Below are 26,523 nucleotides of genomic sequence, written 5' to 3' on the forward strand. Positions count from 1 at the left end.
CAGGGCGGTTTCTCCTGCACGCAAATGTCCTCGCTATCTCTAAAAACGTCACCATAGAACGCATGACGATTACAGACGATCTCCAAAAGTTATTAGACATTTTGCCCCAAGACCTGCAACAAGTACTAGAGAGTCATCCCAAACGAGATAGTTTAGTAGAAGTGGTCTTGGATTTGGGTCGTCGCCCAGAAGCTCGCTTTCCTAATCAAGCTGAGTATTTGAGCGAAGTACCCGTTACTCAAGAACAAATAGATGATTGCATTCAACGAGTCGGAATCTTTGGCGGAGATAATCGGGCAGGAATTGAGCAAACTTTGCATCGGATCAGCGCTATTCGCAACCGCACTGGTAAGATTATTGGCTTGACCTGTCGCGTTGGTCGAGCCGTATTCGGAACCATTGGCATGATCCGCGACTTGGTAGAAACTGGTAAATCGATTCTCATGCTGGGGCGTCCAGGCGTGGGTAAAACTACTGCCTTACGGGAAATTGCCCGTGTTTTAGCGGACGATCTGCATAAGCGAGTGGTGATTATTGACACCTCCAACGAAATCGCTGGGGATGGTGATGTTGCCCACCCCGCCATTGGTCGCGCTCGGCGGATGCAAGTGGCTCATCCAAACGAACAGCATCAGGTGATGATTGAGGCAGTGGAAAACCACATGCCAGAGGTCATTGTCATTGATGAAATTGGCACGGAACTGGAAGCTTTAGCGGCTCGTACCATTGCGGAACGGGGCGTACAGTTGGTAGGTACTGCCCACGGGAATCAGATCGAAAACCTGATTAAAAACCCCACCCTAGCTGATTTAGTTGGGGGTATCCAAGCTGTGACCTTGGGAGATGATGAAGCCAGACGGCGAGGCTCTCAAAAGACCGTTTTGGAGCGCAAAGCCCCGCCTACCTTTGAAATTGCGGTGGAAATGTTAGAACGCCAACGCTGGACAGTACACGAAAGTGTTGCTGACACCGTAGATAATCTGTTGCGGGGGCGTCAACCTACTCCACAAACGAGAACCGTTGATGACCACGGCAAAATTGCGGTTACACGTCAGTTAGCTGTTGTCAACGGTCGTGGTGGACAGCTAGGAACAGTGGAGGATTCTTTCCCTGCCGCGCGACCGTCTAATGGCTGGCGTTCATCTGGACAAATGGTTGCACTACCCCAATTGCCTGTAGAGCGGGTAACTGGGCGCAGCGAGTTTGACCGTTTACTGGATGAATCCTTCAATTATTCTGAAAGCATTGATTTTGATGCTGCTACAAGAGTGCCAGGGCCCAATGGTGAAGATTTGCCATTGCACGTTTACCCTTATGGGGTTAGCCGCCACCAACTAGAACAGGTGATTAGCGTACTAACTTTGCCCGTAGTATTGACAAAAGATATAGATAGTGCTGATGCCATTTTAGCACTGCGATCGCACGTCAAAAACCACGCCAAATTACGCCAAATGGCCAAAGCTCGTCATGTACCCATCCACATGATTAAGTCCAGCACCATTCCCCAAATTACCCGTGGTTTGCGGCGGTTGCTAAACATCGACGACCCAGAGATGGCCGATGATAGAGAACTACAATTGTTTTTGCACAATGGTAGCGATGATGAGATGGATGCCTTAGAAGAAGCTAGACTTGCCGTTGAGCAAATTGTGATTCCTAAAGGACAGCCAGTCGAGTTATTGCCGCGTTCTCCCCAAGTCCGCAAAATGCAACATGAGTTGGTAGAACATTATCGCCTCAAGTCGCATAGTTTTGGCGAAGAACCAAATAGAAGATTACGGATTTATCCGGCGTAACTTTAAGGGACTTCTAGTTAAAAAAATATCCCAAATTTTCTTGTGGGATGGGTGTCCCCACCCGTCCCAGATTTAGGGCGCTCATGTTGCCCACCCCACAAAATGGATAATTTATTTCTTGGAAGTCCCTTAGGAGAAAAATCTATGCATTTGAAAAGCGCTTTAACCATCAAAAATCGCCAAAATCATTATCTATACTCAAGCTAATAGTCCAATCTTGTCGCATCAATTCGCTGCCATCATCAACATCACGCAGCGTTTCGTAGACAAAGAATTTGTAGAGAGTAAGTCTTAATTCATTCAATCTTGCATTTTGTTAAACATCTGTTACATTACTTTACAGACAGTTACAACTGCTACAACACTTTAACCTTGGAGTTATGCTCATGTCAGATTTTAAGAATTCTGCGTCTATTGTTTCAGAAGATCCTAATGCTGTGCGTTTTGGCTTCACTCCTCAGAGTGAAAATTGGAACGGTCGTCTTGCAATGATTGGTTTTGTATCTGCGATTTTGATTGAAGCTTTTTCTGGTCAAGGGCTACTCCATTTCTGGGGTATCCTCTAAATTGGCGATCGTAGGGTAGAACTGCTGTACTACCCTACATAACTCTCTATATTCCATACCAGTCATTGGTTTCTAACATCTGGCGGCTGTTGCCATTGGTGCAAAATATCAGATTTTTCCGGTTGAGCCAAAATATAAGTGAATAATTACTTTACGTTGAATATGTATAGCTAAAACTCATGGAACTACCCCAACGCGTATCAGTCCGCTACAAAGACGCGTCCTTCAACACCAATGAAATCCGCTTGAGAACTTTTCGGCTTGGCTTGCAAATATGGGATGAACAAACCAAACCCAGAAAAACAGAGCTTTATCAGTTTATATCGTCTTGTTTGAAACAAGTTGACCGCCAAGATCGTTTTATGTTTTCTCTGTTATTCATAGAATTAACAGACCTCATACGCAACTCTTCTCTAGAAAGAGGAACAAAAGAGGTTCTAATTAAAACAGCTTTTAGAGAATTTGCATATGCGATAACAGATTTTGAAGACGTTGCCAAATAAGGATTAGTTATGGGGATGCTGGAATTGCGTAAGCGTAGGCATCACCCTAAAGTCGGCTGACCTAATCGAATAGGATATATGTAAGTAAACAGAAACAGCTTTCCAATCAGATTAGTTTTTTCGCTAGATGCGCGGATGGATAGGTGTTGGGAAAGGGGTGAATACAAAAATAGCTGAATTGCCGTATATGCAAGGATTTGACGGCTTTAGTATCTTGAAGCCATCCGCGCACCTTATGTAGACTGACTTTCAGCTATTTACAGTTAGCACAATCGCCACTCCTTATGTTATGATTTTTGCATTCGCGCTATTGAACCTTGAAAACCAAATAACACAAGCCTTTTAGAGACCTGCGATCGCAATCAACTAAAATCCCTATTAGGGATTGAAACTTATCAGGGATTTCGTGATGTTGTTAGTTTAACTGATCGCAATCAACTAAAATCCCTATTAGGGATTGAAACTAAGTACACAATACAAGGAGGGGGAGAATTTGGCAATCGCAATCAACTAAAATCCCTATTAGGGATTGAAACTTTACAAATGAACCCGCTACAACACTACGGTTGGATCGCAATCAACTAAAATCCCTATTAGGGATTGAAACTACTGCCAGCTTCACCCCACGCCTTCACCGCTGCATCGCAATCAACTAAAATCCCTATTAGGGATTGAAACGTAGTTAGAATCATTTGATTGTAACTGGCATTATCGCAATCAACTAAAATCCCTATTAGGGATTGAAACTTTCCCCATCTTCTGGGAGCGATCGCGCTGGATCTTATCGCAATCAACTAAAATCCCTATTAGGGATTGAAACACCTGTGCTGCCCCTGCTTTTAGATTCGCCGCTTCGATCGCAATCAACTAAAATCCCTATTAGGGATTGAAACACACAAGCCTTAACGATGCTTGCAGGAAGTCTCAGATCGCAATCAACTAAAATCCCTATTAGGGATTGAAACTTCAGGCTTAAAAGTGCCTTAAACCCTTACACATCGCAATCAACTAAAATCCCTATTAGGGATTGAAACATTGAACTCTTAAACGAAGGTGTTATTAACGGTGTAATCGCAATCAACTAAAATCCCTATTAGGGATTGAAACCATTAGAAAAAGCGGCAAATCTAGATTTACTAGAAAATCGCAATCAACTAAAATCCCTATTAGGGATTGAAACCCGAGTACATAAATATTTAAAATAATGCAACAACCTAAATCGCAATCAACTAAAATCCCTATTAGGGATTGAAACAGATTTGTAATATGTCCGACATATTAAAGAGTGATCGCAATCAACTAAAATCCCTATTAGGGATTGAAACCACAGCACAATAAACGCATTGACGCTTGAAAAGGTTATCGCAATCAACTAAAATCCCTATTAGGGATTGAAACTTAAAACTTTCGCTACTTCCAGTATTGCTAGAGGTGGATCGCAATCAACTAAAATCCCTATTAGGGATTGAAACTACCACCATCTTGTAAGTGCTGGTCAAGCGCTCCTAGCATCGCAATCAACTAAAATCCCTATTAGGGATTGAAACATTTATAAAACTCAGTGACAATCCGCGAGATATCGCAATCAACTAAAATCCCTATTAGGGATTGAAACGGCCACTTGTAGCACTTCCCATAATTATCTCCTAAATCGCAATCAACTAAAATCCCTATCAGGGATTGGAACGAAGTCTACTGAGAGCTATCCTCTAAAAACTAGTATCAAAAAGGACAAATATTACTTCAAGGGTCATTCCACATCCAGCTTGAGGGCTGTGATATTATAGGAGACTGCTGCATACATTTAGAAAAACTAGAAACTGAATCGACCATGGCCCTCACGCAACTGCGGAAACAAGAAATAATCTCCAACTACCAAGTTCACGAAACTGACACTGGCTCGGCCGATGTCCAAGTTGCCATGCTAACTGAGCGCATTAACCGCCTCAGCGAACATCTCCAGGCAAATAAAAAAGACCATTCTTCTCGGCGGGGACTGTTAAAGCTAATCGGACAGCGCAAGCGTCTTCTAGCTTACATATCGCAAGAAAGCCGTGAAAAATATCAAGCTTTGATTGCTCGTCTCGGTATTCGTGGATAGGACTACCGCTTATGTCTGCTGAAGAATCTGAACGCAGTCGTTTGCCCTTTGAACCGAACAAAAAGCGCCAAAAACCCGCAAAAACTCAAAGTAAACCAGCAGCACAGCCCCAAGAATCCGTCAAACAGGCTGATAAAAAAGTGGTTTACACCAAACAAGAGATGGCAATTCCCCAAGTTGTCAGCCAGAGGATGATCCGACGGGTAGCTGGGTTCTCTGGTGTACCAACAGCTTTGGGCATTAGCGCCTTGGTTGCTAGCTATCTGCTTGCTGCCTACTCTGATATCCGACTACCTCCCATCGCCGTGTTATTGGTGAATATGGGATTATTTGGTTTGGGGGTTTTAGGGATAACTTATGGCGTTCTCTCTGCCTCTTGGGATGAAGAAAAAGTCGGAAGTTTGTTGGGTTTGGGTGAGTTCAACACCAATTTGGGACGAATGGTGGCAGCTTGGCGCGAAACTCGGCAAAAAAACTTATAATGAACGGCGCTCAGGTATTAAGTAACTGTGATATTGGGTAAATGAAAAAGTTAATGTTGAAGTTGAAATTTTATCACTTCAACATTGTAATTAAAATTACATCATACTTGTGATACTCAATATGTAGTTATTTAGCAGTAAAAATACTGACTGAGCGCTACATTTTGTCTATTCATTTTGTAAACAAATTTTATTTTTAACTATTTGTAATTAGGCTAATAGGTAACAATAAAGTTAGCCTATTTACAGAAAATTTTACTCAATTAATTAATCAGGAACTTTCAGATGATTATAGTAATGAAAAGTGGTTCCCCAGAGGCGGAAATAAACCGTATTGATGAGGAACTAACCAGTTGGGGACTAACTCCAGAAAAAATTGTAGGTCAACACAAAGTGGTTATTGGTCTAGTAGGTGAAACCGCCAGCTTAGATCCGCTACAAATTCAGGAACTTAGCCCCTGGATTGAGCAGGTGTTACGGGTAGAGCAGCCTTACAAACGAGCTAGCCGTCAGTACCGCCACGGCGAAGCGTCAGATGTGGTGGTTAATACTCCTGATGGAGCGGTAGTATTTGGCGAACATCAGCCTTTGGTAGTCGTTGCTGGCCCCTGCTCCGTAGAAAATGAAGAAATGATTGTAGAGACGGCGCGGCGCGTCAAGGCTGCTGGAGCCGCATTTTTGCGCGGAGGGGCATACAAACCCCGGACTTCACCTTATGCCTTCCAAGGACACGGCGAGAGTGCTTTGGATTTGTTAGCGAGGGCGCGGGAAGTCAGCGGACTTGGGATTATTACAGAAGTGATGGATGCGGCAGACCTGGATAAAATTGCCGAAGTTGCTGATGTGATTCAGGTGGGAGCAAGAAATATGCAGAATTTCTCCTTGCTCAAAAAAGTGGGAGCGCAGCCGAAACCAGTTCTCTTGAAGCGGGGAATGGCAGCGACTATTGAAGATTGGTTGATGGCAGCCGAGTATATTCTGGCATCTGGCAATCCCAATGTAATTTTGTGTGAAAGAGGAATACGCACCTTTGACCGTCAATATACACGAAATACACTGGATTTATCGGTAGTGCCAGTGTTGCGAAAACTGACTCACCTGCCAATTATGATTGACCCCAGCCACGGCGTAGGTTGGTCTGAATTTGTGCCTTCAATGGCAATGGCTGCGATCGCAGCTGGCACAGATTCCCTGATGATAGAGGTTCACCCTAATCCTGCCAAAGCTTTATCCGATGGGCCCCAATCTCTGACACCAGACCGTTTCGATAACTTGATGCAAGAATTGGCAGTAATTGGTAAAGCGGTAGGACGCTGGCAGCAACCAGCAGTAGCTCTAGCTTAAAATTCAGTTGCAACTTATTGCTAGGCATAAATAAATTAAAGTTTGTAGTCAGGACTAAAGTCCTGATAAATGCGAAGAAGCGATAAATCGCTCACTACAAACTAGGATTTTTTTGTATGTTTAATTATGCCTAACTATTTATTGTAAAAGTGAAATAATTCCCCTTTAGAATATTTCTAAAGGGGATTTTTAAACACTAACTAAAGCTATGAAAAAAGAAATCTGCAAAAAATATTGATGGGCAATATTTTTTGCAATTGTAAGACTTCTTATCTATATACAGAGCGAGCAGGTATCCAGCGGCGACCACGATTTGTTTGCACCCAACGTCCAGGAACCACTATTCTCCTTCTCGCTTGAACAGGGGTACGAACCCTAACTCGCACTGGTCTTCTGATTACTCTAACTGGAGCCGATCGCCTAACTGGTCGTCTGATCTGAGCATCGGCTTGAAAAGGAATAAAGGTAACAGCAATTGGTAAAATCAGCGCTGCACTAGCAAGCATTCTTTTAATACTCATTCGCAAACTTCCCTTTTATGAAATTGACATCAAAGAGATGAATAATTGCCCAAATATTAATCTCTTTGACAAATAAATATTAGGGTTTAAAAGAGCTATACACTAGTGAGAAAGGTCATTAGTTAAACCGTGACTAATGTCATGGATAAAAATTGTAAACATGACTCGCTATTGAATAAAACTATTTTTAGAAGGTAGAACTGCTAATATCGAAAACTTCGATTTTGATGTTTGTGGCAGTGTTTATCTGACTGCAATATAGCGGTTATCGGTTGAGTGAGGTACAAGAACCCCACCCCCAACCCCTCCCCGCAAGCAAGGAGGGGGCTAAGATGTACCTCATGTGATTAGGAAACGCTATACGGTTACTGCAACTAAATTTTGCCACCAGAAAAAAAGGGACGGGTAAAACACCCATCCCAGAAAATTGACTTTTGATAGCAAAACTTTTATTGCACTTGCGTGGGGAAAGCACCAGGTTGCACAGCTATGTTAAGACTCTGCCCATTGCGACGTAATTCCATACGTAAATCGCCCCCGACTTGGCTATTTTCTACTGCTTTTTGGACACTGCTGGCATCTGTGACTGCTTGACCACCAAGGGTTTGGATCACATCACCAGCACGTATCCCTGCTTTAGCGGCTGGCGAATTTGGCACAACTTTCACAACTAATACACCTTTATCTTCATTTACACTCAAACCGCTATTGGGATCTGAGTTGATATTTTGTTTTAGTTGAGGCGTTAACCCCATCATCTGAATTCCCAGATAAGGATGTTCTACTTTGCCTGTAGCGATAAGTTGGCTGGAAATGCGTTGTACTGTGTTGATGGGAATAGCAAAGCCTAATCCTTGTGCCCCTTGGATTATAGCTGTATTCATGGCAATTACCTCCCCACGAGAATTTAGCAGGGGACCGCCGGAGTTACCAGGATTAATCGCTGCATCAGTTTGAATATACTCTACTCGCTTATCGGCAGCACCGATTAGATTGCTACTGCGTCCGGTGGCACTGATGATTCCGGTAGTTACTGTATTATCTAGTCCAAGGGGGTTGCCGATCGCGATCGCCCATTCTCCCGGTTGCAGTTGATCTGAGTTCCCTAAAGCTACTGAAGGTAGATTTTCTGCCTGAATCTTAACAACAGCGACATCGGTTAATTCATCTTTTCCTAACACCTTACCTTCCAAGGTACGCCCATCTTTGAGTGTTACTGTCACTGTATCAGCACCATCTATGACATGGGCGTTAGTGAGAATCCGACCATCGGCACTGATGAGAAAACCTGAACCAGTACCCCGTTGTACCCTTTCTCCTGATTGTGGCAGTTGGGAACCAAAAAAGCGGCGAAAAAACGGATCGTTGAATTCATCTGGTATCCGACTTCTTACCGTTCGGGAAGAGTTAATCCGTACTACTGCTGGCCCGACCTTTTGCACCACCCGTGTTACAAAATTAGGATCTGTGGCGGCTGGTAATGGAGAAGCGGCATTGACTCGACTAACTGCCAAATTAGATGCACTCTCAGACATCTGCCGAGAATGTCCAGCCATATAGCCACCTGCTAATGTCATACCTGATCCCAGCAGCACCAGCGATAGAGAGGCGGCAGCCTTTTTCCAGGGTGCTTGATTACGGTATTTGGCATCAGCAGTGTTATGTGAAATGCTATTTAATGGGTGTTCTCTGTCGCGAGATTCGTTTTGCATTGCTGTCTGGAAAGATATTTAGATGTATTACTAATGTAGATATAATTTGTGACAGTTTTGTTGCGAAGGTATTGCATTGTTGTGAAAGCTTTGGTATTTTATTGAACCGTATTGGAATATAGTCATTCGTAGAGACGGACAGCGCTGCGTACTCTTTAGCAAACTCATTGCTGAGTCCTGAGTAAATTAAAAATTACTCAGTAATTTATGTACTTGGGTTTGAGCAAGATCCCTTGTGGGCGGTCTTTCAACTCAGCACTCAGAACTCTTCATCATGCCTGAAGGAATAAAAATGGCACAGGGGGAAATCTTACTTAAACCTGACACTTTATGGACAAGTGTTAAAGAACGAACTGAATATGCTTTGCAATGCGGGGCGCTACTCTCAATTCCGACAGAATTTGAATTTGTTGAACAGGATGGCGTGCGCTTTTTGGTGCGGATTTTGTCTAACCTGAATCGCAAAAAAGCAGCGAAGGATAAACAGAAAAAACAATCTGCTACTTCTGGTGAAGAGTTTAATCCTTTTTTGCCCTACGAAGAGGATTTATTTGTGGCGGATATCTCCGATACCCATGTATGTATTTTAAATAAATTCAATGTTGTAGATTATCATCTGCTAATCATCACCCGTGGTTTCGAGGAACAAGAAAGCTTACTCACTCTGGAAGATTTTACGGCTATGTGGGCCTGTTTAGCTGATTTCGATGGTTTAGCATTTTACAACAGTAGCAAAATCGCAGGTGCTAGTCAGCGACACAAGCACTTACAATTAGTACCCCTACCACTTGCCCCTTCAGGGTTGCAAATACCGATTGAACCTTTACTAATATCAGCACAATTTCAGAACTCGAACGCAACTTTAGCAAAACTTCCTTTTGTACATGCTTTCGCACCATTAAATTCTAATTGGGTGCGATCGCCATTTGCAGGGGTCCAAGCAACACTGGAAATTTATCACACTTTGCGTCACGCTGTAGGTTTAGATGACAAGCAATCTGGTGCTTACAATCTGCTAGCAACACGAGAATGGATGTTAATAGTACCGCGATCGCAGGAGCATTTCCAATCCATCTCTGTGAATTCATTAGGATTTGCTGGTGCCCTGCTGGTACGAAACGCAGCAGAAATGGAGATTCTCAAAACCCAAGGGCCGATGACTATCCTCAAAAATGTTGCTGTATCCTAATTGAGTTCGTGGGATATACAGCAGTTTTCAATTAGATACGGTACAAAATGCAGGACTGAAAATCAGCCTTGATACTCCCCACCGCATAGGCGGATGGGGATTCTTAAGCAATCCAGAAACGGATTCTCAAAGGCGCTATCAATGCCCCCCTACTGATTCCACTTAGGTTTATCCCAAGCTTCACCGCTACTTTTCATAAAAAAAGTTTTACTCCCTTCCTCTGCTCCCCTGCTCCCTGCTCCCCTGCTCCCTGCCCCCTGCCTCCTGCCCCAATTTAATCATTCTCAAGTGTTAGTGTTTCCCAATCTAAATCTGATGCTATTTGAGCAAGTTTATCTAAATCAGTCAGATTATCTAGATAGGGTAAGCAGCCTAAAACTGGCGTGTTAGTGAGTGATTGAATCAATTGAAATGGTGTCCAGTCGGCTATTTCTGCATCTGTTCGGGGTTGTACGCAGTTCAAAACAATGCCTTTGAGATTGATGCGCGATTGTCTAGCTAATGCCACATTTGCCACTGCTTGAGCGATCGCACCTAATCTCACTGGTACTACCAATACTGTTGGTAAACACCATTCCCCCGCCAAATCAGCTACCGTTAATTCCTCAGTTATTGGCGAACCTAACCCTCCCAAGGCTTCTACAAGCACAAAATCACGCTGCGATCGCAACTTAGACAAAGCTTGCCAAACTACTGCTAAATCTACTCGGCGATTTTCCCGTGCTGCTGCTATGGGAGGAGCCAGAGGTGCTTGAAAGTATAAAGGTGTAATTTCTTCAGCAGATTGTTCTAGCGCAAATAGCTTTTGATACCACTCGCGATCGCCAATCCCCGATTGAATCGGTTTCATGATTCCCCAGCGACGCTGTGGGTAATATTTTTGCCAATAAGCTGCTAACGCTGTTGTTAAAACAGTTTTACCAGCTTCCGTATCAGTTCCAGTAATCAGTAGTGTATTTAACATTAATTTCTTTGGCCAGAAAATGGTTGTGTTTCATCAGCTGCAGCGGCAAAGTTGGCGCTTCAGTAATCGTCGGAATTGGTAAAGGTGTTTCTGTGGGAATTGGCAAAGGTGTTTCTGTGGGAATTGGCAAGGGTGTTTCTGTAGGAATTGGCAAGGGTGTCTCTGTCGGTGTTGGCAAGGGTGTTTCTGTAGGAAGTGGCAAAGGTGTCTCTGTCGGTGTTGGGTTGACTGGTTTTTCTAATGCAACATTGAGATTGTAATTGCTTTCGGCAACTCCTGAAAGCAGAGTTAACTCAATAGTATATCTACCAGTAACCAACAATGTGCCTTGATAAAATGTGACTTGTTGGGCAGTACTCTCAATTGGTTGTCCATTGGGACTTAAGACTGTTAGCAGAATGCTGCTTCCTGGGTCAATAAACGTGTTTAATTTAGTACCTTCTCGCCCAAAAAAGCTGTACTGGATGATTTGATTTGCTTTGAGAGTACCTTCAACCGCGATCGGGTTAGATGTTGTAAGCTTGAGGCGCTTAGTAGATACAACAGGTTGGTTCGTAGGTGTTGGTGTGGGTGTTGGTGTGGGTGTTGGTGTTGGTGTTGGTGTTGGCGTCGGTGTGAATGTAGTACCACCAGAAATTACTGGTGAAGGGAAATTTTGTGGAAGCGTCTGATCTGATGTTTTCGACTGACTGCGGATGGAACTGACTAGTGCCCAAGAACCAAATCCTGCTACGATCACTACACCAATGGCAATTGCGGCGATCGCTAAGGGATTATCCAAAATTGAGTTGGTGGGACTTGGTGGAATCACAGGATCGGGTTTCTTGGGTGAAACTGTTGGTGCTACTAAATCAGGACGACGACTAACTGCCATTGTCTGCAAGTTAGACACATTTACATTCGGAAGACTGACTTCGTGTAAAGGTTGTAGAGCTTGAGATACACTAGCAGCACTTTGATAGCGATCGCTCGGTATATGATTCAACATTTGATTCAACACTACAGCAAATCGCGGGTTCACTTTTACCCACCGTTGCCAATTCCAAGTTAGTTGGTTTTGATCGAATAGATCCTTTGGTTCTTTACCAGTCAGCAAAACAATCGCGCTTACCGCTAATGCATACAAATCACTACTAGGATAAGCTCCCCCTGTTTGCATTTGTTCGCTGGGAGAGTAGCCTAATTTTCCCACGGTGGTTTCTGGTATGGGACTATCTGGCGATTGTAAACGCGTTGCCAGTTCCTTCACCACCCCAAAGTCAATTAACACAGGTTTAGCATCACTATCTCGCAAAATAATATTTTCTGGCGAGATATCTCGATGAATAATTCCTCGACTGTGAATATGCTCTAAAACAGGCAACAACAACTCTATCAGCTGCAATACTTCGGCCTCTGTGAAAGTTTTACCCACAGCTTGACGTTCAACCAGCAGAGTGCGGTACGTCTGACCTGCAACATAGTCCTCCACCAAAAATAAGCGTTGGTCTTGCTCAAATCTTTCCCGGAATTTCGGCACTTGTGGGTGTTCGATTTGATATAAAATGGCAGCTTCTCGGTGAAAAAGCTCTTGTGCCCTCTCCCAATCCAAAGCCGACCTTGCTGTTGAATTCAATTCCTTGATCGCGCAAAGTTCGTTAAAGCGCCTCTGGTCTTCTGCCAGATAGGTTCTACCAAATCCTCCTTGTCCGAGAATTTGAATTATGCGGTAACGGTTTTGCAAGACAGTGCCAACTGTAATCGGTGGTTGCATGATCGGTTGATTGAGTGTAGTAGCAACTGAGGAGATCACCCACAAAGATTAAGTCCAAGAGGCGACGGACAGTTACCTGCGGCAATATTCTACTATACTCAACAAGTAGACTTTACCAGAGTAAGGTTTTTCCTACTCTATAACTTCAGAGTGCCCAATCTCCCATTCAATTTTTCTTCCTAGAAAAACCAGAGATTTTGAAATATGCAAAATTAACTTGATAATCCAGGTTATACAAATCACTCTTCTGTTTTTCAATCAATTCTTGGGGAAATTGGAGAAGAATGCAGAATTCAGAATCNAAGATCAAGAATGATTCCTTTAGCACTAAAAATCTTGATTTTGTCAATTTTTCTACTATTCGGCTATTTCCCAAATTTATTCGAGCGGCGATCGCCCCAACATCCCAAATTATCATTCCTTTGAANNNCAGGGCAGAGGCAGTTATTGCTGCACCAATTAGAGCGATCGCAACCACCCAAAGATTAGAGCAAACCCAACAGTACTAATTTTATCCCGGCAGCTATACGGATGCTAACTAATTCAGAGACAATTAGTAGCTTATATCATGTCCACCAAATTACCCATAATAAAGTAACCCCACCCCCAACCCCCTCCCCGAAGGCGGGGAGGGGAGACAAAGCACAGCTTTGGCGGGGTGGGGTTCTTCGGGTTTAATAAGCAATCAAGCGGACATGATATTACACTTGACAGGATGCTCAGGTTCAGGTTCAACATTTACAATATTATTGATATTGAACAACTTTTCTAGATTTAATTAAAAACTTTTAAGTAAAAATATTTACAGGAATTTACTTAGATGGGATTATTTTTTTTGAGTAATGTTTTAGTTTAAAAAAATATCTTTATTTAATATTTATTTAACATTTATGCAAACTTTATCTAAAAACGTCCTTGTATGTGGATTAATTTTGTCCACTGCTAGCCTCTTCTAGGCTTGTTATGATTGTCATTTTTGTCAATGCGTAAGTCATAGAGTAATAAGCTACCCTTTGACTACTTAGTGATAGATGCTATACTGTGTGAGGACAAACTATTTAATATCATTAAAGTTGTCAATGCTTTACTATCAGCTATCAATGAGGTAATTAAAAGAACCTACCACACCAATAATGTTTAAGCGATTAGGGTTATTTACCTCAACCAAAAAATTGAACTATAGACCTAGTGCATTAACTTGATGTCAGTTAAGCTATCAATAGCTTGTTTGCCAAGAAAACTAGATAGTTAGCGAATAATAATTTTATGCAAAAATGTTTAAATTTTGTATGGAAGCTTCAATAAAACTTACAGATGTTTTTTTAGGCTATTTCTTGGTTAAATCTATTAAATCTCTAATGATAATATTGCTATGAATGCACATAGAGGATCTGCTGTGCTCAGTTCTGCAACTTTCAAAGTGCAACCATCTGCAACAGGACTGAACGATAATCATCGCCTGCGGCTGTTTTCTGGCTCTGCCAATTTACAACTGTCTCAAGAAGTCGCTCGTTATCTGGGCATGGACTTGGGGCCAATGATTCGCAAAAGATTTGCGGATGGAGAACTTTACGTTCAAATCCAAGAATCGATTCGGGGTTGTGATGTCTATTTAATCCAGCCATGTTGTCAACCCGTCAACGATCATTTGATGGAATTATTGATTATGGTTGACGCCTGTCGTCGAGCTTCTGCGCGACAGGTAACGGCAGTAATTCCGTACTACGGCTATGCTCGTGCCGATCGCAAAACAGCAGGACGAGAGTCAATAACCGCCAAGCTAGTTGCGAACTTGATCACCGAAGCCGGTGCCAACCGCGTTCTAGCAATGGATTTACACTCAGCTCAGATTCAAGGCTATTTCGATATCCCCTTTGACCATGTTTATGGTTCACCAGTCCTGCTCGATTATCTAGAAAGCAAACAGCTGCCAGACTTGGTAGTTGTTTCTCCCGATGTTGGTGGTGTAGCAAGAGCTAGGGCATTTGCAAAAAAACTGGGTGATGCTCCACTGGCGATTATTGACAAACGTCGTCAGGCCCATAATGTTGCAGAAGTGTTAAATGTCATCGGCGATGTTAAAGGCAAAACGGCAGTATTAGTAGATGACATGATCGACACCGGGGGTACGATCGCAGAAGGAGCGCGATTACTGCGTGAAGAAGGAGCGCGTCAGGTATATGCCTGTGCAACTCATGCGGTATTCTCTCCACCAGCGATGGAGCGGTTGTCTAGTGGCTTGTTTGAGGAAGTCATTGTCACCAATACCATTCCCATACCAGAAAGCAATCGTTTTCCACAACTAGTGGTGCTGTCAGTAGCTAATCTGTTGGGAGAAACTATCTGGCGAATTCATGAAGATACTTCAGTTAGTAGTATGTTCCGCTAGACTGTTATTCGTGTTATTGGCGTAAATTGCCCCCACTGTAACCGTTCAAGCGGTCAGTGTGGGCTTTTGCTTTTAGTTATTACGCCAAGGGGTTGCATATTTGCGGGATGATTTTACTATTTTTGTGGGATGGGCATCTTGCCATTGGTGTCAATTTAACCTGAAACCTGCTTGGTGAAAACGTTTTGCCCTCTCCCCCAGCCCCTCTCCCTTGGGAGAGGGGAGCTAGACATTAAATTCCCCTTCTCCCAAGGGAGAAGGGGTTATATCATGTCCGCTTGATTGCTTATTAAACCCGAAGAACCCCACCCCGCCAAAGCTGTGCTTTGTCTCCCCTCCCCGCAGGCGGGGAGGGGGTTGGGGGTGGGGTTATTTTATTATGGGTAATTTGGCGGACATGATATTAGGGGATGAGGGGGTGAGGGATTTGCAAAACGCCTGTCTGATATAGTTTTTGGCTTAAGTTGACACCAATGGCATCTTGCCCGTCCCTTGTATTTCCGGGCAGGATGCCCACCCCACAAGAATCATCCCTTAATTCAGCAACGCCTACGCCAACACTAACGTCCCTTGTGGGCGAAAGCACCCCTAATCAATCGCTGCACAAGAGCTTTTTGATGTGCGGTAGTAAAATGGATGCAGCACTGCCAAATCAGAATATTTTGATTCAGTTTGGACAATTTGTGTAAAGAGGACAAAAGGATGGTTGCAACTCCTAAAAAAGTAATTTCAGTTTTACCTCTGGAAAATGGCGATCGCTTATCTCGCTGCGAATTTGAGCGGCGCTATCAGGCAATGCCGCATTTAAGAAAAGCTGAACTGGTTGAAGGAGTTGTGTATATCATGGCATCCCCACTCAGAATTAAAAGTCATGGGGAACCACATGGAGATTTAATCGGGTGGTTGTGGAATTATAAAACGGCAACGCCTGGCCTTGTTCTGGGAATTGAACCCACAGTGCGTTTAGATCCGGATAATGAACCACAGCCTGACGCGGTACTATTCATTCCCGGCAGACAGGCATTGATTAGTGAGGATGATTATATCCAAGGCGCACCCGAACTGGTGATCGAAGTGGCAGCAAGCAGTGCAGCTATCGATTTACATGACAAAAAACGCACCTATCGACGGAATGGAGTACAGGAGTATATTGTCTGGCGAACATTAGATAATCAGTTGGATTGGTTTAGGCTGCAAGCAGACGAGTATGTTTCGCTACCAACCGATGAGCAAGGAATTATTCGCTCTCAGGTGTTTCCAGGGTTGTGGTTGTCGATACCTGCCTTGCTGTCAGGAGAAATGGCAATGGTGTTATCTGTCCTGCAAGCAGGTTTAGCTGCCATTGAACATCAAGAATTTATGCAAAAGTTAAAATAATTCGTAATGACGCTCTCTACGAGACACTAAAAGCGTAGTTTGCAACTCTTACAGAGTACGCGGACTCGCTCTAAGCGAAGCCATGCCGAAGGCTTTACGCTGCGCTAACGTAATTTAGTTTTATAACGTGGATTGGCTCTGCATGGGAACGAGAGACTCCCTACTCTCTACTTCCTTAACGATACAGCCAAACCCGGAGTAGTGAAAGCAGTTGCTCAGTATCTACAGGTTTGGTGATGTAGTCAGAGGCTCCAGCTTCGATGCACTTTTCCTTGTCCCCTGGCATGGCTTTGGCTGTTAAAGCAATGATTGGTAGTGAGCGAAACTGTTGTATCTTGCGAATGGCGCGGGTGGTTTCGTAACCATCCATTTCTGGCATCATGATATCCATCAAAACTATATTAATTTCAGGATTAGCTTGCAGTCTCTCTATACCATCTCTGCCGTTTTCGGCAAACAGCACTTGCATTTGATAACTTTCTAAAAAGCTAGTCAGGGCAAAAATATTTCGCAGGTCATCATCTACAATCAAAATTTTCCGATTAGCCAGCACCGGGTCAGTTTGATGTAGTTGCTCTAGCATTTGCCGCTTTGGTGTGGGCAAGTTTGCTTGCACCCGATGCAAAAATAGGGCAGTTTCGTCTAACAACCGCTCTGGCGATCGCACATTTTTAATAATAATTGTCTCTGCAAGTCCCCGCAACTGGGTTTCTTCTTGTCGGCTGAGTTCTTTGCTTAGGTGTAAACAATTATCGGTAGTTTCAAAAGCTTGGGTTCAAGTTTTATCTGCTCAATTAGGGTAAACCCGCTCATATCGGGCAGACCAAGATCCAGTACCATACAATCAAAGTGATGCGATCGCAAAATTGAGAGAGCTTCTGCCCCCGTACCCACTGCTGTACTCTGGACATCGCCGTTACCAATCAGTTCGATAATACTTTGGGCTTGTACGGGATCATCTTCTACAATTAGGAGATTTTTTACCTGACGCTCAATAAAACCTTTAATCTCAGTTAATACCTGAGTTATGGCTTCTGGAGACACGGGTTTTTGGAGATAGGTAATCGCTCCTAGCTGTAATCCCCGTTGTTGTCTTTCATCAACAGAAAGTATGTGTACTGGTATATGTCTGGTATCTGGTTTATGCTTCAGACGATCCAGCACCGTCCAACCATCCATTTCTGGCATGTGGATATCTAGCATAATCGCATTGGGTTTAAACTGTTCTGCCAGTGCTAGACCTTGTTTGCTCTGTAAAGCAACAATCGTTTTAAAACCCTGCTGACGTGCCATATCTAGTAAAATACGGGCGAATTTATCGTCATCCTCGATAATTAACAAAATGCGATCGCCCGATTGAATTATTTCCCGGTCATCTGGAATATCGTGGGGTAAGCTAGGAAGTACTTTCACTGATGGAGAGATGTCCACAGTTGGGGGTCTGTTTTCCACCAGTGATACTTCTTTTATGGTCGATGCTGTGCGGATAGGCTCAAGGGGTGGTGTGGTGATATTTGGGCTATGCTTTTCCTGTTGCCTGGGCAAGTAAAGGGTGAAGGTGCTTCCCTGTCCTGGTTGGCTGAGTAGTTCAATTCTCCCTCCCAACAGTTGAGCTAATTCACGGCTGATGGACAAGCCCAAGCCAGTCCCGCCATACTTGCGGCTAGTTGTGCCATCTGCTTGCTGAAATGCCTCGAAAATAACCTTCTGCTTTTCCGCTGGAATGCCTATGCCCGTGTCGCTGACGGCAAAAGCAATCGTGGAATTATCAACTTGGAATATTTGTAACTTCACGCCTCCCTGTTCTGTAAATTTAAAGGCGTTAGCTAGGAGATTTTTCAGCACTTGTTGCAGACGTTTGGAGTCGTTATAAATTGTCGGGGGTAACTTCTCATCCCGTTCGATAGTAAAACTGATTTCTTTATTGTGGGCAACTTGCCGGAAAGTCTGCTCTAGAGATGTCTCCAAATCTGCAAGAGCAATTTGCTCAATATCGAGCGACATAGTACCCGACTCAATTTTTGCCAAATCGAGAATGTCATTGATTAATTCCAGCAAATCAGTCCCAGCCGAATAAATAGTCCGGCTGTACTCTACCTGTTTGTCGGTCAAGTTGTTAAGAGAGTTATCTGCCAGCAGCCTTGCTAAAATTAATAGGCTATTTAACGGTGTCCGCAGGCTCGTGGGACATATTCGCCAGAAATTCTGACTTATATTTGGAAGACAAGGCCAGTTGTTGGGCTTTTTCTTCCAAAGACTTCCTCGCCCGCTCAACTTCCTGGTTCTTGCGGGCCACTTCTCGATTTTGAACTTCTAACAATTCTGCCTTTTCTTCTAGTTCCTCATTTAGTTGTTGCAATTCTTCGTTAGATTGCTTGACAAGAAATTGTGATTCTTCCAGTTCTTGCGTCTGTTCTTCCAAGCGTTGATTGCTTTGCTGTAGTTCTTCTTGCTGGGTTTGCAGTTCTTCTGTTAAAGCAACAGATTCTTCAAGTAGTTGCTGTGTTTGCAATTGTGAGGCGATGTTATTTAAAAATACACCCAGATTTTCACTTAATTGCTCTAGAAATGTTAGGTGTAACTCACTAAAAGACCCAAAAGAGGCAAGTTCAATAACAGCATTTACCTGTCCCTCAAATAATATGGGCAAAACAATAATGTTTAACGGTGGTGCTTCTCCCAAACCGGAACTGATGCGGATATAGTCATTGGGAACTTCCGTGAGGAGGATTCTTTGTTTTTCTAGGGCTGATTGTCCCACCAGTCCCTCACCTAAGCGAAACTGATTTGCCAAGTTTTTCCGCTCTTTGTAAGCATAACCACTCAACAACTTCAATATAGGCTGGTCGTTGATGGAGTCCATTACATAAAAAACGCCCTGTGATGCCCCAACTAGTGGTGCTAAATTCGACAAGATTAGATTAGAAACGCTTTCCAGATTTCTTTGCCCTTGGAGCATCTGGGTAAATTCAGCTAAGTTAGATTTGAGCCAGTTTTGCTCCTCATTTTTTTGAGTTGTATTTCGCAGATTAACGATCATCTGGTTAAAGGTGCGCGTTAAAACACCAATTTCATCATGGCGATCGCTATCTGGTAAACTTACCGATAAATCCCCATCCGCCATTTTTTCTGCCAAATCAGAAACTTGCTTCAGCGGTACTGAAATATGTCTGGTCAAGGTGAAGCCGATCAAAGCTAAGAGCAAAGAAAAGAAGGGAATACTATAAACTATGCTGGCGAGAGTTTGCCGACCAGCTGCTCGTGCTTTCTCAGACCGCTGTTTTAGCAGTGCATTCTCTTCATTTTTCATCGCCTGGATAACTTTCTGGATATTATCCATCAGCTGCTTACCCTGGTCTGTGAGAACAGCTTTCTGAGAAGCTTCTAAGCCTTGGCTTTGCCGTAGCTCTATGACTTCTTCCATTACAGCCATTCTCTCGGTTAGTAACGGCTGCAAAATATTAAGCCGATTTTGTTGGTTGGGGTTATCTCCCATTAACCTTTGAAGTTCCCTAACTTTTTGATTCAGTACTTGAATAGCAGCGTTATAAGGTTCTAAATAGCGCTGTTCTCCAGTAATAATGTAACCGCGTTGCCCAGTCTCAGCATTTGTCAGTTGCAAGTTGAGGTCTTCAAGCTGACTTAACACCTGGTAAGTATGGCTTTCTTTGCCCGAAGTTTCAATTAGCTCATTGGTGCTTTGATAGGAGATTAGACCAATGGTGGTCAGAGTTGCCAAACTCAAAGCAAAACTTACTCCAATCTTGGTTCCAATCTTCAAACGGTTCAACATTATTCCAAACAGGTTTTCTAATTATTTCTGTTTTTGAGACTATTTTGATTATGTTTTGGCTATCCCAAATAAATGGAGGATATTTAATTCATGTTAAGATATGCATAGTTTTTTTTGCATACCAACTATTACCACTTGTATCCTTATTTTTTTATAAATGTAACGTTAATTTAAATAGTTATATATTTAAATAAAAATATTATTTAAGAAATTTGACATTTTTATTAATAAAAAACGCTTTTACAGTTGGATATGACACCTATGCCATTGTACATCAATCTACAGCGCAAGTGGTATTCATTCCACGGGAAAGTTAAGGTTTCAAAAGACAACCTATATCTACAGAAGTATATGCATATAGTACTATTGTATTGCTTAACCTATATATAAGCTAAGTTATTAGTAATATGCACAATTCAATTATTAACTTGAGGATTAATTAGAAGTTGGTAATAAACTGGCGATCGCTTCTAGCTGCATCAAGCTCGGATTGACTATAAATACTAAAATGTTGAATCTTGTTACTCTCTAAAATAGCTCTTGCACCTGCTAAATAGATATCAGTGCTTTTTAACACTAATAAGTAATGACCAAGAGTCAGATGATGCTCATAATATCTAGCTAACTCATCAGAAATTCCTAAAAAAGTAGTATATTTCTCTTGAGAACTGCTGATATCTACCTCACAAATATCACTTAAGCTGCTTGTATTTTTAACAACTATTGATACTTGACTCATTGGGAAGTCAGCGCTTCTCAGTTCAGTAAGCGCTCTTTCTGCGTCTTGACGCTGATCAAAAATACCAAGTGCGTATTTATAGCGATTATTTGGGGTCGAGTATGGCTCAAAGACTCCCCATTGTTGAATATCACGGCGATTAAAAATCCTCTTGGCGAGACGAATTTCTATGTCTATGCCGGTTACTATCACCAAATAGTAACCTTTACAGACAAGATCGCTATAACCCTGTGCAAGATTTTCAGCAATTCCTAAACTTAGGAACAAAGCAGGCAAACCACCTGCTAAAGTGGTAGCGATCGCAGTTACTTCCGCTCCGGCTAAGATGACTGGGCCTATACCAGGAATTACCAAGAGGACTAGACCGACTGATAAGTCAGTAAGACGGTCTAAAGTATCACTAGCAACGGCTCCAGCAGCATCTTCTGAGGATGTATTGCTAGTGCATTCTTCAATTTCAACACCAGCAATATCACTTTCTTCTTCTTCTGTATTCCGTGCAATAACAGAAACTTTGTCCATTGGAAAATTAGAAGCTTTTAGTTCCTTTAGTACCAATTGTGCATCGGAATTCCTAGCGAAAACTCCTATAGTTCTTCGCTCTTTTTCTAATGTCATTTTATCGGTTTATTGCAGTTAGAAGTGATTCCCAAGATTGTTACCTGAAATTGAGGTAATTACACAGCTCGACGAGTCAGTAAACCCCAAAGGAAAATTAGGATCATTGCACCAATAACAGCAAATAAAATGCTTCCCAGAGATAAAGCTCCTACAGATGCAGCTGCTGCCGAGCTACTTCCTAACAATACTTGACCTAAGTAACCCCCGAATACGGCTCCCAGGATTCCTAAGATAATAGTAGAGATAATACCGCCACCTTGGGTTCCAGGATAAAATAATTTAGCTAACGCACCTGCAATTAAACCCAAAACCAACCAAGCAATAATGTTAGTCATTGATTTTCTCCTTCATTGAGAATCTGCTTTGTTTGCATTTGACTATTTCATATTAAAGTTTGCCTGGAAAGTTTTCGATCTATCTAGAGAACTAATATCAGAAATCTTTGGATATCATTTGAATATTCGCCAAGTCATCTTTGAGGATGAATATACAAATTAGTCACATTCTGTACATTCAAGTATTTGTATAGCAGTCCTGTTTGACATCATACAAGATGTAGATAAGGAAGCTAACCGCCTTCTATCTGAGACGGGACGTGTAGCTTACTTCCCTGTAGAAGTAAGCGTAGTATCTCGTCGAAAAGGACAAAAAAGGAAGAAAAAATAAAGAAATCTATACATTTCACATCTATAATTTCGATTTTCAAAAAAGCGATGTCAGCCGTTCAAGGCTCATGACTGGAGACTATAGAAAGAGCTAGTTGATATAGTTGGCGACGGGGAAGGGAAGTAAATTTTGCTAACTGACGGCTAGCTTGCGATCGCGATATTCCTTGACTAATTAACTGCTTCAATTCGGCTTTCAATTCTTGTTCTGTCAGTTGGGGCTGACTGGCTGGAATTCCCGCGACTACTAATGTATATTCACCTTGGGGTTCTCGTTGGCTGTAGTAAGCGATCGCCTCGGCAATTGTCCCCCGCCAAAATTCTTCATACAATTTAGTTAACTCCCGTCCTAGCACAATTTGGCGATCGCTTCCCCAAATTTCTGCTAAGTCTTGCAAAGTATCTCGCAAACGGTGCGGCGATTCGTAGAAAATCAAAGTGCGAGATTCTGTTTGCAGAGATTCTAAATGTTCTTGTCTCTGTTGAGTTTTCGCCGGGAGAAAGCCTTCAAAGACAAACCGATCCGTTGGTAATCCCGCTGCACTCAAAGCGGTAATTGCTGCACTAGCGCCAGGAATGGGAACTACAGGAATTCCCGCTTCAATACAGGCTTTCACCAGTTCATATCCAGGATCGGAAATACCTGGCATCCCAGCATCACTCACCAGAGCGATCGCTTTATTATTAACTAAATGCTCTAATAATTCTGGAATACGGCTGGTACGATTGTGTTCGTGGTAACTCACCTGGGGTGTTTTAACTTGAAAATGCTGTAGCAGTTTCCCCGTATGACGCGTGTCTTCCGCAGCAATGATATCCACAGTTTGCAAAATTCGCACTGCCCGAAAGGTGATATCTTCCAGGTTGCCAATTGGTGTGCCGACAACGTAAAGTGTTCCTGGTTTTGGATCGGTTTGCATGAGTAAGAGTTAGGAGTTAGGAGTTAGGAGTTAGGAGTTAGGAGTTAGGAGGTAAGAGTTTGAAGTTACAGCAGTTTTCATGTATTTGAACCACACCTGTTAAACTAATCCAACTATGCAGATTATCTCTGCAAGCTGATTTTATTAGGAATCTTTAAATGAAACCAATTTTAGGTTTAGCGATCAGTTCTATATTCATTTCTGCACCAGCTTTTGCACAGGGACAATTACAACCATTATCTGGTATTAAGATTTTAGTTAACCCAGGACACGGAGGGCAAGAAACTGGCGCGGCTGGAGCAACAGGATATTTTGCTAAAGATGTTAGCCTCACAGTATCTAAGTTGCTGCGTGATGAACTGGTCTTAAGAGGTGCGTTAGTAGTGATGACGCGAGAAGATGACAGAGAAGTAGCTTTGTCCGAGCGCCAAGCTATGATCGATCAACAACAACCAGCGATCGCTCTAACCATACATTACACAGCAGTACCCGACGACGGAGATGCAGAGAATACCAAGGGCATTAGAACTTTTTGGTATCATTCTCAAGCCCATAGCCTAGCCGTTTTTCTTCACCATTATCTAGTTAACCAGTTAGGACGTTCATCAATGGGGGTGTTTTGGAATAACTTGGCGCTAACTCGTCCCTCTACAGCACCATCGGTGGTAATGGAACTGGGTTTTATGACTAACCCCGAAGAATTTGAATGGATAGCTAATACCGATGAACAAAAAAAATTAGCACGAGTTTTGGCAATTGGTGTTGTTGAGTGGTTTCAGGGTGCAATCACTCCCAATACTGTTAAGAGACGCGATAAATCACCGTCTCTACATTGAAGAAGAATTCAGAAGTCAGAATGGGCTAAACGCCCCGCTACCGCTAACAGGAGTCAGAATCAAGACGCGACTCGAAAATACTGGCTATCTGCTTTTTCGTTCAAAATTCATTCTGAATTCTGGCTCACCTCGACTCCTTTCGACTTCTCTACGAGACGCTACGCGAACGCTCAAGGCAAGTCGCTCGGCGACCACCTGACTCCTGAATTCTGTTTTGATAAATGTTTGGCAAAAACCGAATGACAAAATACCATTTTTTGGTTCATTATTTCAGCAATCTTAGTCCACTGAGGGTAACTAATACTGTGGAACCTTCATGACCAATGACGCCGATGGGTAGGTTAATATTTCCTAGAAAGTTGCCGACTAAAAGCAACATAATGAAACTCAACGCTACAACTATATTTTGTTTTACGATGGCTTGCGATCGCCTGCCCAAATGCATCGCTACAGCAATTTTTTCTAACCTGTCTGCCATCAGTACGATATCTGCGGTTTCTAATGCCACATCGCTACCAGATACTCCCATTGCTATACCCACGGATGCTTGCGCTAAAGCTGGTGCATCATTAATGCCATCGCCTACCATTGCAACTGTTTGATATTGTTGCTGTAAACGGCGGATAACATTCAGCTTATCTTCTGGTAGAAGTTGGGCATATACCCGATCGATTCCGACTGCTTTGGCTACACTGCGAGCAGTTTCCTGATTATCCCCGGTTAGCATGACAATTTGTTCAACTCCCAGTTTCTTTAATCGGCTGATGGTTGCGGCTGCTTGCGTTCTTACTTGATCTGCGATCGCAATTACACCCATCACCTCTGCTCCTCTGCCCCCCTGCTCCTCGTTCACTGAGCGTAGCCGTTGGCGCAGCCTCTCGTAGAGAAGTGCTGCTCCCCTGCTTTCCTGTGCTACCCAAACCACAGTTTTACCTTCTTGCTCCCAAGATTGAACGATTTCTCGCAATTCTTCAGGTAAATTTGTTACATACTGCTGCACAAAAATGGCATTCCCGACAATTATTTGTTGTTCTTGAGCAATTCCGACAATTCCCTGTCCCGGTATAGCTTGCACTTGGATTGCACCAACCCAATCTAAATCGCTAGCCGCTTGTACAATTGCCTTACCGATGGGATGTTCGGAAGATGCTTCGACACTAGCAGCTGTTTTTAATACATCATCATTAGTGTATTCATTAGCTGAAACTACCTGAAATACCTGCACCTGTCCTGTTGTAAGAGTACCAGTTTTATCAAATGCGATCGCTCGGACTTGGCCAATCTTCTCCAACTGCGCCCCATTTTTAAACAAAATCCCCTGTCTTGCACCATTGGCGATTCCTGAAAGCAGGGTGGGCATAATTGCAGCCATCAGCGCACAGGGAGAAGCCACTACCAGGAAAGTAAGAGCGCGATAAATTGTTGTTTCCCAATCCCAACCCCAAAGAAATGGCGGTAAAGTTGCCAGCAATATCCCAGCTACTACAATGACTTTGGCATATCCTTTTTCAAAGCGATCGATAAACTCTTGGGAAGGTGGTGCTTCTGTCTGCGCTTGTTCTACCAAACGAATCACACGCTGGATTAAACTACTTTGGGCTGGTTTGTGTACCTTAATCTGCAATGCACCATAGCCGTTGAGTGTACCAGCAAATACTTCTGCGCCCACTGTTTTCTCTACAGGTAAAGACTCACCCGTAATTGCAGCTTGATTGAGGGTGCTGTAACCAGATAAAATTATCCCATCAGTAGGAATTAGCTCTCCAGGTTTGACGACAATCTCATCACCCACTTTTAGCTGACTGATCGGAATTTCCTCTTCCCTCCCCTGAAGCAAAACCCTTGCTGTATCTGGTGTCAAACTCATCAAACTGCGGATACTCCGCTCAGTTCTCTGCATTGCATAGCCTTCGAGTGCGCCACTGATGGCAAAGATCAGAATCAAAATTGCCCCATCAATAATTAGATGATATTCTCTTCGCCATAAGCCGAGGCTAGCAGCACCAATGGCGGCGACAATCATCAACAAATCTACATCGAGTTCTTTTTCTTTGAAGAGGGTAGTCAATCCTTCTCGCGCACTTTCGTAACCACCAATTACATAAGCAGCGGGTAGTAGCAGGAACGCCAATCCCAACCAACCGAGATGCAAGGCGAACCATCCGAAAAGTAACAATAAGCCACACAAAAGGGCGGCTACGGTATCTGCGTGTTCTCTGGTGACTTGGCCTAAACGTTGGGGGTAGAGCATG

The 26,523-nt window shown here is 43.0% G+C and carries 18 protein-coding genes, 2 pseudogenes and 1 CRISPR repeat array; of the genes and pseudogenes, 10 read left to right on the top strand and 10 right to left on the bottom strand.

Features of this window, described 5'->3' with window-relative positions; genetic code table 11:
• Positions 1-62: 62 nt before the first annotated feature.
• Complete coding sequence (locus QUD05_RS13420) at positions 63-1,796, top strand: R3H domain-containing nucleic acid-binding protein (RefSeq protein WP_289799958.1); 1,734 nt, start codon at positions 63-65, stop codon at positions 1,794-1,796.
• A gap of 169 nt (positions 1,797-1,965) precedes the next feature.
• Here QUD05_RS13420 and QUD05_RS13425 read toward each other — a convergent pair whose 3' ends face one another.
• Positions 1,966-2,100 carry a hypothetical protein gene (locus QUD05_RS13425; protein WP_289796488.1) on the bottom strand — a complete coding sequence of 45 codons (135 nt, stop codon included), beginning with the start codon at positions 2,098-2,100 and terminating at the stop codon, positions 1,966-1,968.
• An 82-nt stretch (positions 2,101-2,182) separates the two neighbouring features.
• Between QUD05_RS13425 and QUD05_RS13430 the strand changes: the two genes are divergently transcribed.
• The 5 genes from QUD05_RS13430 (at position 2,183) to aroF (ending at position 6,792) form a co-directional block, all read left to right on the top strand.
• Entirely contained in the window at positions 2,183-2,362 is a 180-nt protein-coding gene (locus QUD05_RS13430; RefSeq protein ID WP_099103697.1) for a CAB/ELIP/HLIP family chlorophyll-binding protein, read from the top strand.
• 179 nt (positions 2,363-2,541) lie between these two features.
• Positions 2,542-2,865, top strand: coding sequence for a hypothetical protein (locus QUD05_RS13435; RefSeq protein ID WP_194046858.1), 324 nt, complete (start codon positions 2,542-2,544; stop codon positions 2,863-2,865).
• A 355-nt stretch (positions 2,866-3,220) separates the two neighbouring features.
• Positions 3,221-4,552: direct repeats of the CRISPR family, unit length 37 nt; unit sequence ATCGCAATCAACTAAAATCCCTATTAGGGATTGAAAC.
• Between the two features lie 144 nt (positions 4,553-4,696).
• Positions 4,697-4,966: a 30S ribosomal protein S15 gene (gene rpsO, locus QUD05_RS13440; protein ID WP_041565894.1), complete on the top strand. Its 270-nt coding sequence runs from the start codon at positions 4,697-4,699 to the stop codon at positions 4,964-4,966.
• Between the two features lie 11 nt (positions 4,967-4,977).
• On the top strand, positions 4,978-5,448 hold the full coding sequence (locus QUD05_RS13445) for a PAM68 family protein (RefSeq protein ID WP_289796490.1): 471 nt from the start codon (positions 4,978-4,980) through the stop codon (positions 5,446-5,448).
• A 285-nt stretch (positions 5,449-5,733) separates the two neighbouring features.
• Positions 5,734-6,792, top strand: a complete 1,059-nt coding sequence (aroF, locus tag QUD05_RS13450) for a 3-deoxy-7-phosphoheptulonate synthase (RefSeq protein ID WP_289796491.1) — start codon at positions 5,734-5,736, stop codon at positions 6,790-6,792.
• Between the two features lie 269 nt (positions 6,793-7,061).
• Here aroF and QUD05_RS13455 read toward each other — a convergent pair whose 3' ends face one another.
• Together QUD05_RS13455 and QUD05_RS13460 are read right to left on the bottom strand one after the other, a co-directional pair.
• On the bottom strand, positions 7,062-7,313 hold the full coding sequence (locus QUD05_RS13455; RefSeq protein ID WP_289796492.1) for a hypothetical protein: 252 nt from the start codon (positions 7,311-7,313) through the stop codon (positions 7,062-7,064).
• Positions 7,314-7,762: 449 nt separating this feature from the next.
• Entirely contained in the window at positions 7,763-9,025 is a 1,263-nt protein-coding gene (locus QUD05_RS13460; protein ID WP_289796493.1) for an HhoA/HhoB/HtrA family serine endopeptidase, read from the bottom strand.
• A gap of 292 nt (positions 9,026-9,317) precedes the next feature.
• Between QUD05_RS13460 and QUD05_RS13465 the strand changes: the two genes are divergently transcribed.
• Entirely contained in the window at positions 9,318-10,214 is an 897-nt protein-coding gene (locus tag QUD05_RS13465; RefSeq protein ID WP_289799959.1) for an ATP adenylyltransferase family protein, read from the top strand.
• Positions 10,215-10,488: 274 nt separating this feature from the next.
• Here the strand turns inward: QUD05_RS13465 and bioD are convergent, their stop codons facing one another.
• Positions 10,489-11,178, bottom strand: a complete 690-nt coding sequence (bioD, locus tag QUD05_RS13470; protein WP_289796494.1) for a dethiobiotin synthase — start codon at positions 11,176-11,178, stop codon at positions 10,489-10,491.
• A complete protein-coding gene (locus QUD05_RS13475; protein WP_289796495.1) occupies positions 11,147-12,931 on the bottom strand; it encodes a serine/threonine-protein kinase in 1,785 nt (594 codons plus the stop codon). Before QUD05_RS13475 ends, bioD begins: the two co-directional genes overlap by 32 nt.
• Positions 12,932-14,303: 1,372 nt before the next feature.
• Between QUD05_RS13475 and QUD05_RS13480 the strand changes: the two genes are divergently transcribed.
• Complete coding sequence (locus QUD05_RS13480) at positions 14,304-15,320, top strand: ribose-phosphate pyrophosphokinase (protein ID WP_289796496.1); 1,017 nt, start codon at positions 14,304-14,306, stop codon at positions 15,318-15,320.
• A 702-nt stretch (positions 15,321-16,022) separates the two neighbouring features.
• Positions 16,023-16,697, top strand: coding sequence for a Uma2 family endonuclease (locus QUD05_RS13485; RefSeq protein ID WP_289796498.1), 675 nt, complete (start codon positions 16,023-16,025; stop codon positions 16,695-16,697).
• 175 nt (positions 16,698-16,872) lie between these two features.
• Here the strand turns inward: QUD05_RS13485 and QUD05_RS13490 are convergent.
• The 4 genes and pseudogenes from QUD05_RS13490 to rsmI all read right to left on the bottom strand — a co-directional run bounded on the left by QUD05_RS13490 (position 16,873) and on the right by rsmI (position 23,435).
• Positions 16,873-20,490, bottom strand: a pseudogene (locus tag QUD05_RS13490) (response regulator).
• A gap of 439 nt (positions 20,491-20,929) precedes the next feature.
• Entirely contained in the window at positions 20,930-21,847 is a 918-nt protein-coding gene (locus QUD05_RS13495) for a hypothetical protein (RefSeq protein WP_289796499.1), read from the bottom strand.
• Between the two features lie 59 nt (positions 21,848-21,906).
• Positions 21,907-22,185 (bottom strand): GlsB/YeaQ/YmgE family stress response membrane protein, encoded by a 279-nt coding sequence (locus tag QUD05_RS13500; protein WP_289796500.1) that lies wholly within the window; start codon positions 22,183-22,185, stop codon positions 21,907-21,909.
• Positions 22,186-22,574: 389 nt separating this feature from the next.
• Complete coding sequence (gene rsmI / locus QUD05_RS13505) at positions 22,575-23,435, bottom strand: 16S rRNA (cytidine(1402)-2'-O)-methyltransferase (RefSeq protein ID WP_289796501.1); 861 nt, start codon at positions 23,433-23,435, stop codon at positions 22,575-22,577.
• Positions 23,436-23,665: 230 nt separating this feature from the next.
• On the opposite strand from rsmI, the pseudogene QUD05_RS13510 reads away from it, so the two are divergent.
• Positions 23,666-24,271: pseudogene (locus QUD05_RS13510) on the top strand (N-acetylmuramoyl-L-alanine amidase family protein); the annotation flags it as partial.
• Positions 24,272-24,536: 265 nt separating this feature from the next.
• Here the strand turns inward: QUD05_RS13510 and QUD05_RS13515 are convergent.
• Complete coding sequence (locus tag QUD05_RS13515; protein WP_289796502.1) at positions 24,537-26,522, bottom strand: heavy metal translocating P-type ATPase; 1,986 nt, start codon at positions 26,520-26,522, stop codon at positions 24,537-24,539.
• Between the last annotated feature and the right edge of the window lies 1 nt (position 26,523).

It is taken from the genome of Nostoc sp. GT001, from assembly GCF_030382115.1.
In the GTDB taxonomy this organism is placed as follows: Bacteria; Cyanobacteriota; Cyanobacteriia; order Cyanobacteriales; family Nostocaceae; genus Nostoc.

Bases quoted from the DNA above. Each gene is read 5' to 3' on its own strand.
- QUD05_RS13420 (WP_289799958.1), top strand. From the start codon at position 63: ATGACGATTACAGACGATCTCCAAAAGTTATTAGACATTTTGCCCCAA.
- QUD05_RS13430 (WP_099103697.1), top strand. From the start codon at position 2,183: ATGTCAGATTTTAAGAATTCTGCGTCTATTGTTTCAGAAGATCCTAAT.
- QUD05_RS13435 (WP_194046858.1), top strand. From the start codon at position 2,542: ATGGAACTACCCCAACGCGTATCAGTCCGCTACAAAGACGCGTCCTTC.
- rpsO (WP_041565894.1), top strand. From the start codon at position 4,697: ATGGCCCTCACGCAACTGCGGAAACAAGAAATAATCTCCAACTACCAA.
- QUD05_RS13445 (WP_289796490.1), top strand. From the start codon at position 4,978: ATGTCTGCTGAAGAATCTGAACGCAGTCGTTTGCCCTTTGAACCGAAC.
- aroF (WP_289796491.1), top strand. From the start codon at position 5,734: ATGATTATAGTAATGAAAAGTGGTTCCCCAGAGGCGGAAATAAACCGT.
- QUD05_RS13455 (WP_289796492.1), bottom strand. From the start codon at position 7,313: ATGAGTATTAAAAGAATGCTTGCTAGTGCAGCGCTGATTTTACCAATT.
- QUD05_RS13460 (WP_289796493.1), bottom strand. From the start codon at position 9,025: ATGCAAAACGAATCTCGCGACAGAGAACACCCATTAAATAGCATTTCA.
- QUD05_RS13465 (WP_289799959.1), top strand. From the start codon at position 9,318: ATGGCACAGGGGGAAATCTTACTTAAACCTGACACTTTATGGACAAGT.
- bioD (WP_289796494.1), bottom strand. From the start codon at position 11,178: ATGTTAAATACACTACTGATTACTGGAACTGATACGGAAGCTGGTAAA.
- QUD05_RS13475 (WP_289796495.1), bottom strand. From the start codon at position 12,931: ATGCAACCACCGATTACAGTTGGCACTGTCTTGCAAAACCGTTACCGC.
- QUD05_RS13480 (WP_289796496.1), top strand. From the start codon at position 14,304: ATGAATGCACATAGAGGATCTGCTGTGCTCAGTTCTGCAACTTTCAAA.
- QUD05_RS13485 (WP_289796498.1), top strand. From the start codon at position 16,023: ATGGTTGCAACTCCTAAAAAAGTAATTTCAGTTTTACCTCTGGAAAAT.
- QUD05_RS13495 (WP_289796499.1), bottom strand. From the start codon at position 21,847: ATGACATTAGAAAAAGAGCGAAGAACTATAGGAGTTTTCGCTAGGAAT.
- QUD05_RS13500 (WP_289796500.1), bottom strand. From the start codon at position 22,185: ATGACTAACATTATTGCTTGGTTGGTTTTGGGTTTAATTGCAGGTGCG.
- rsmI (WP_289796501.1), bottom strand. From the start codon at position 23,435: ATGCAAACCGATCCAAAACCAGGAACACTTTACGTTGTCGGCACACCA.
- QUD05_RS13515 (WP_289796502.1), bottom strand. From the start codon at position 26,522: ATGCTCTACCCCCAACGTTTAGGCCAAGTCACCAGAGAACACGCAGAT.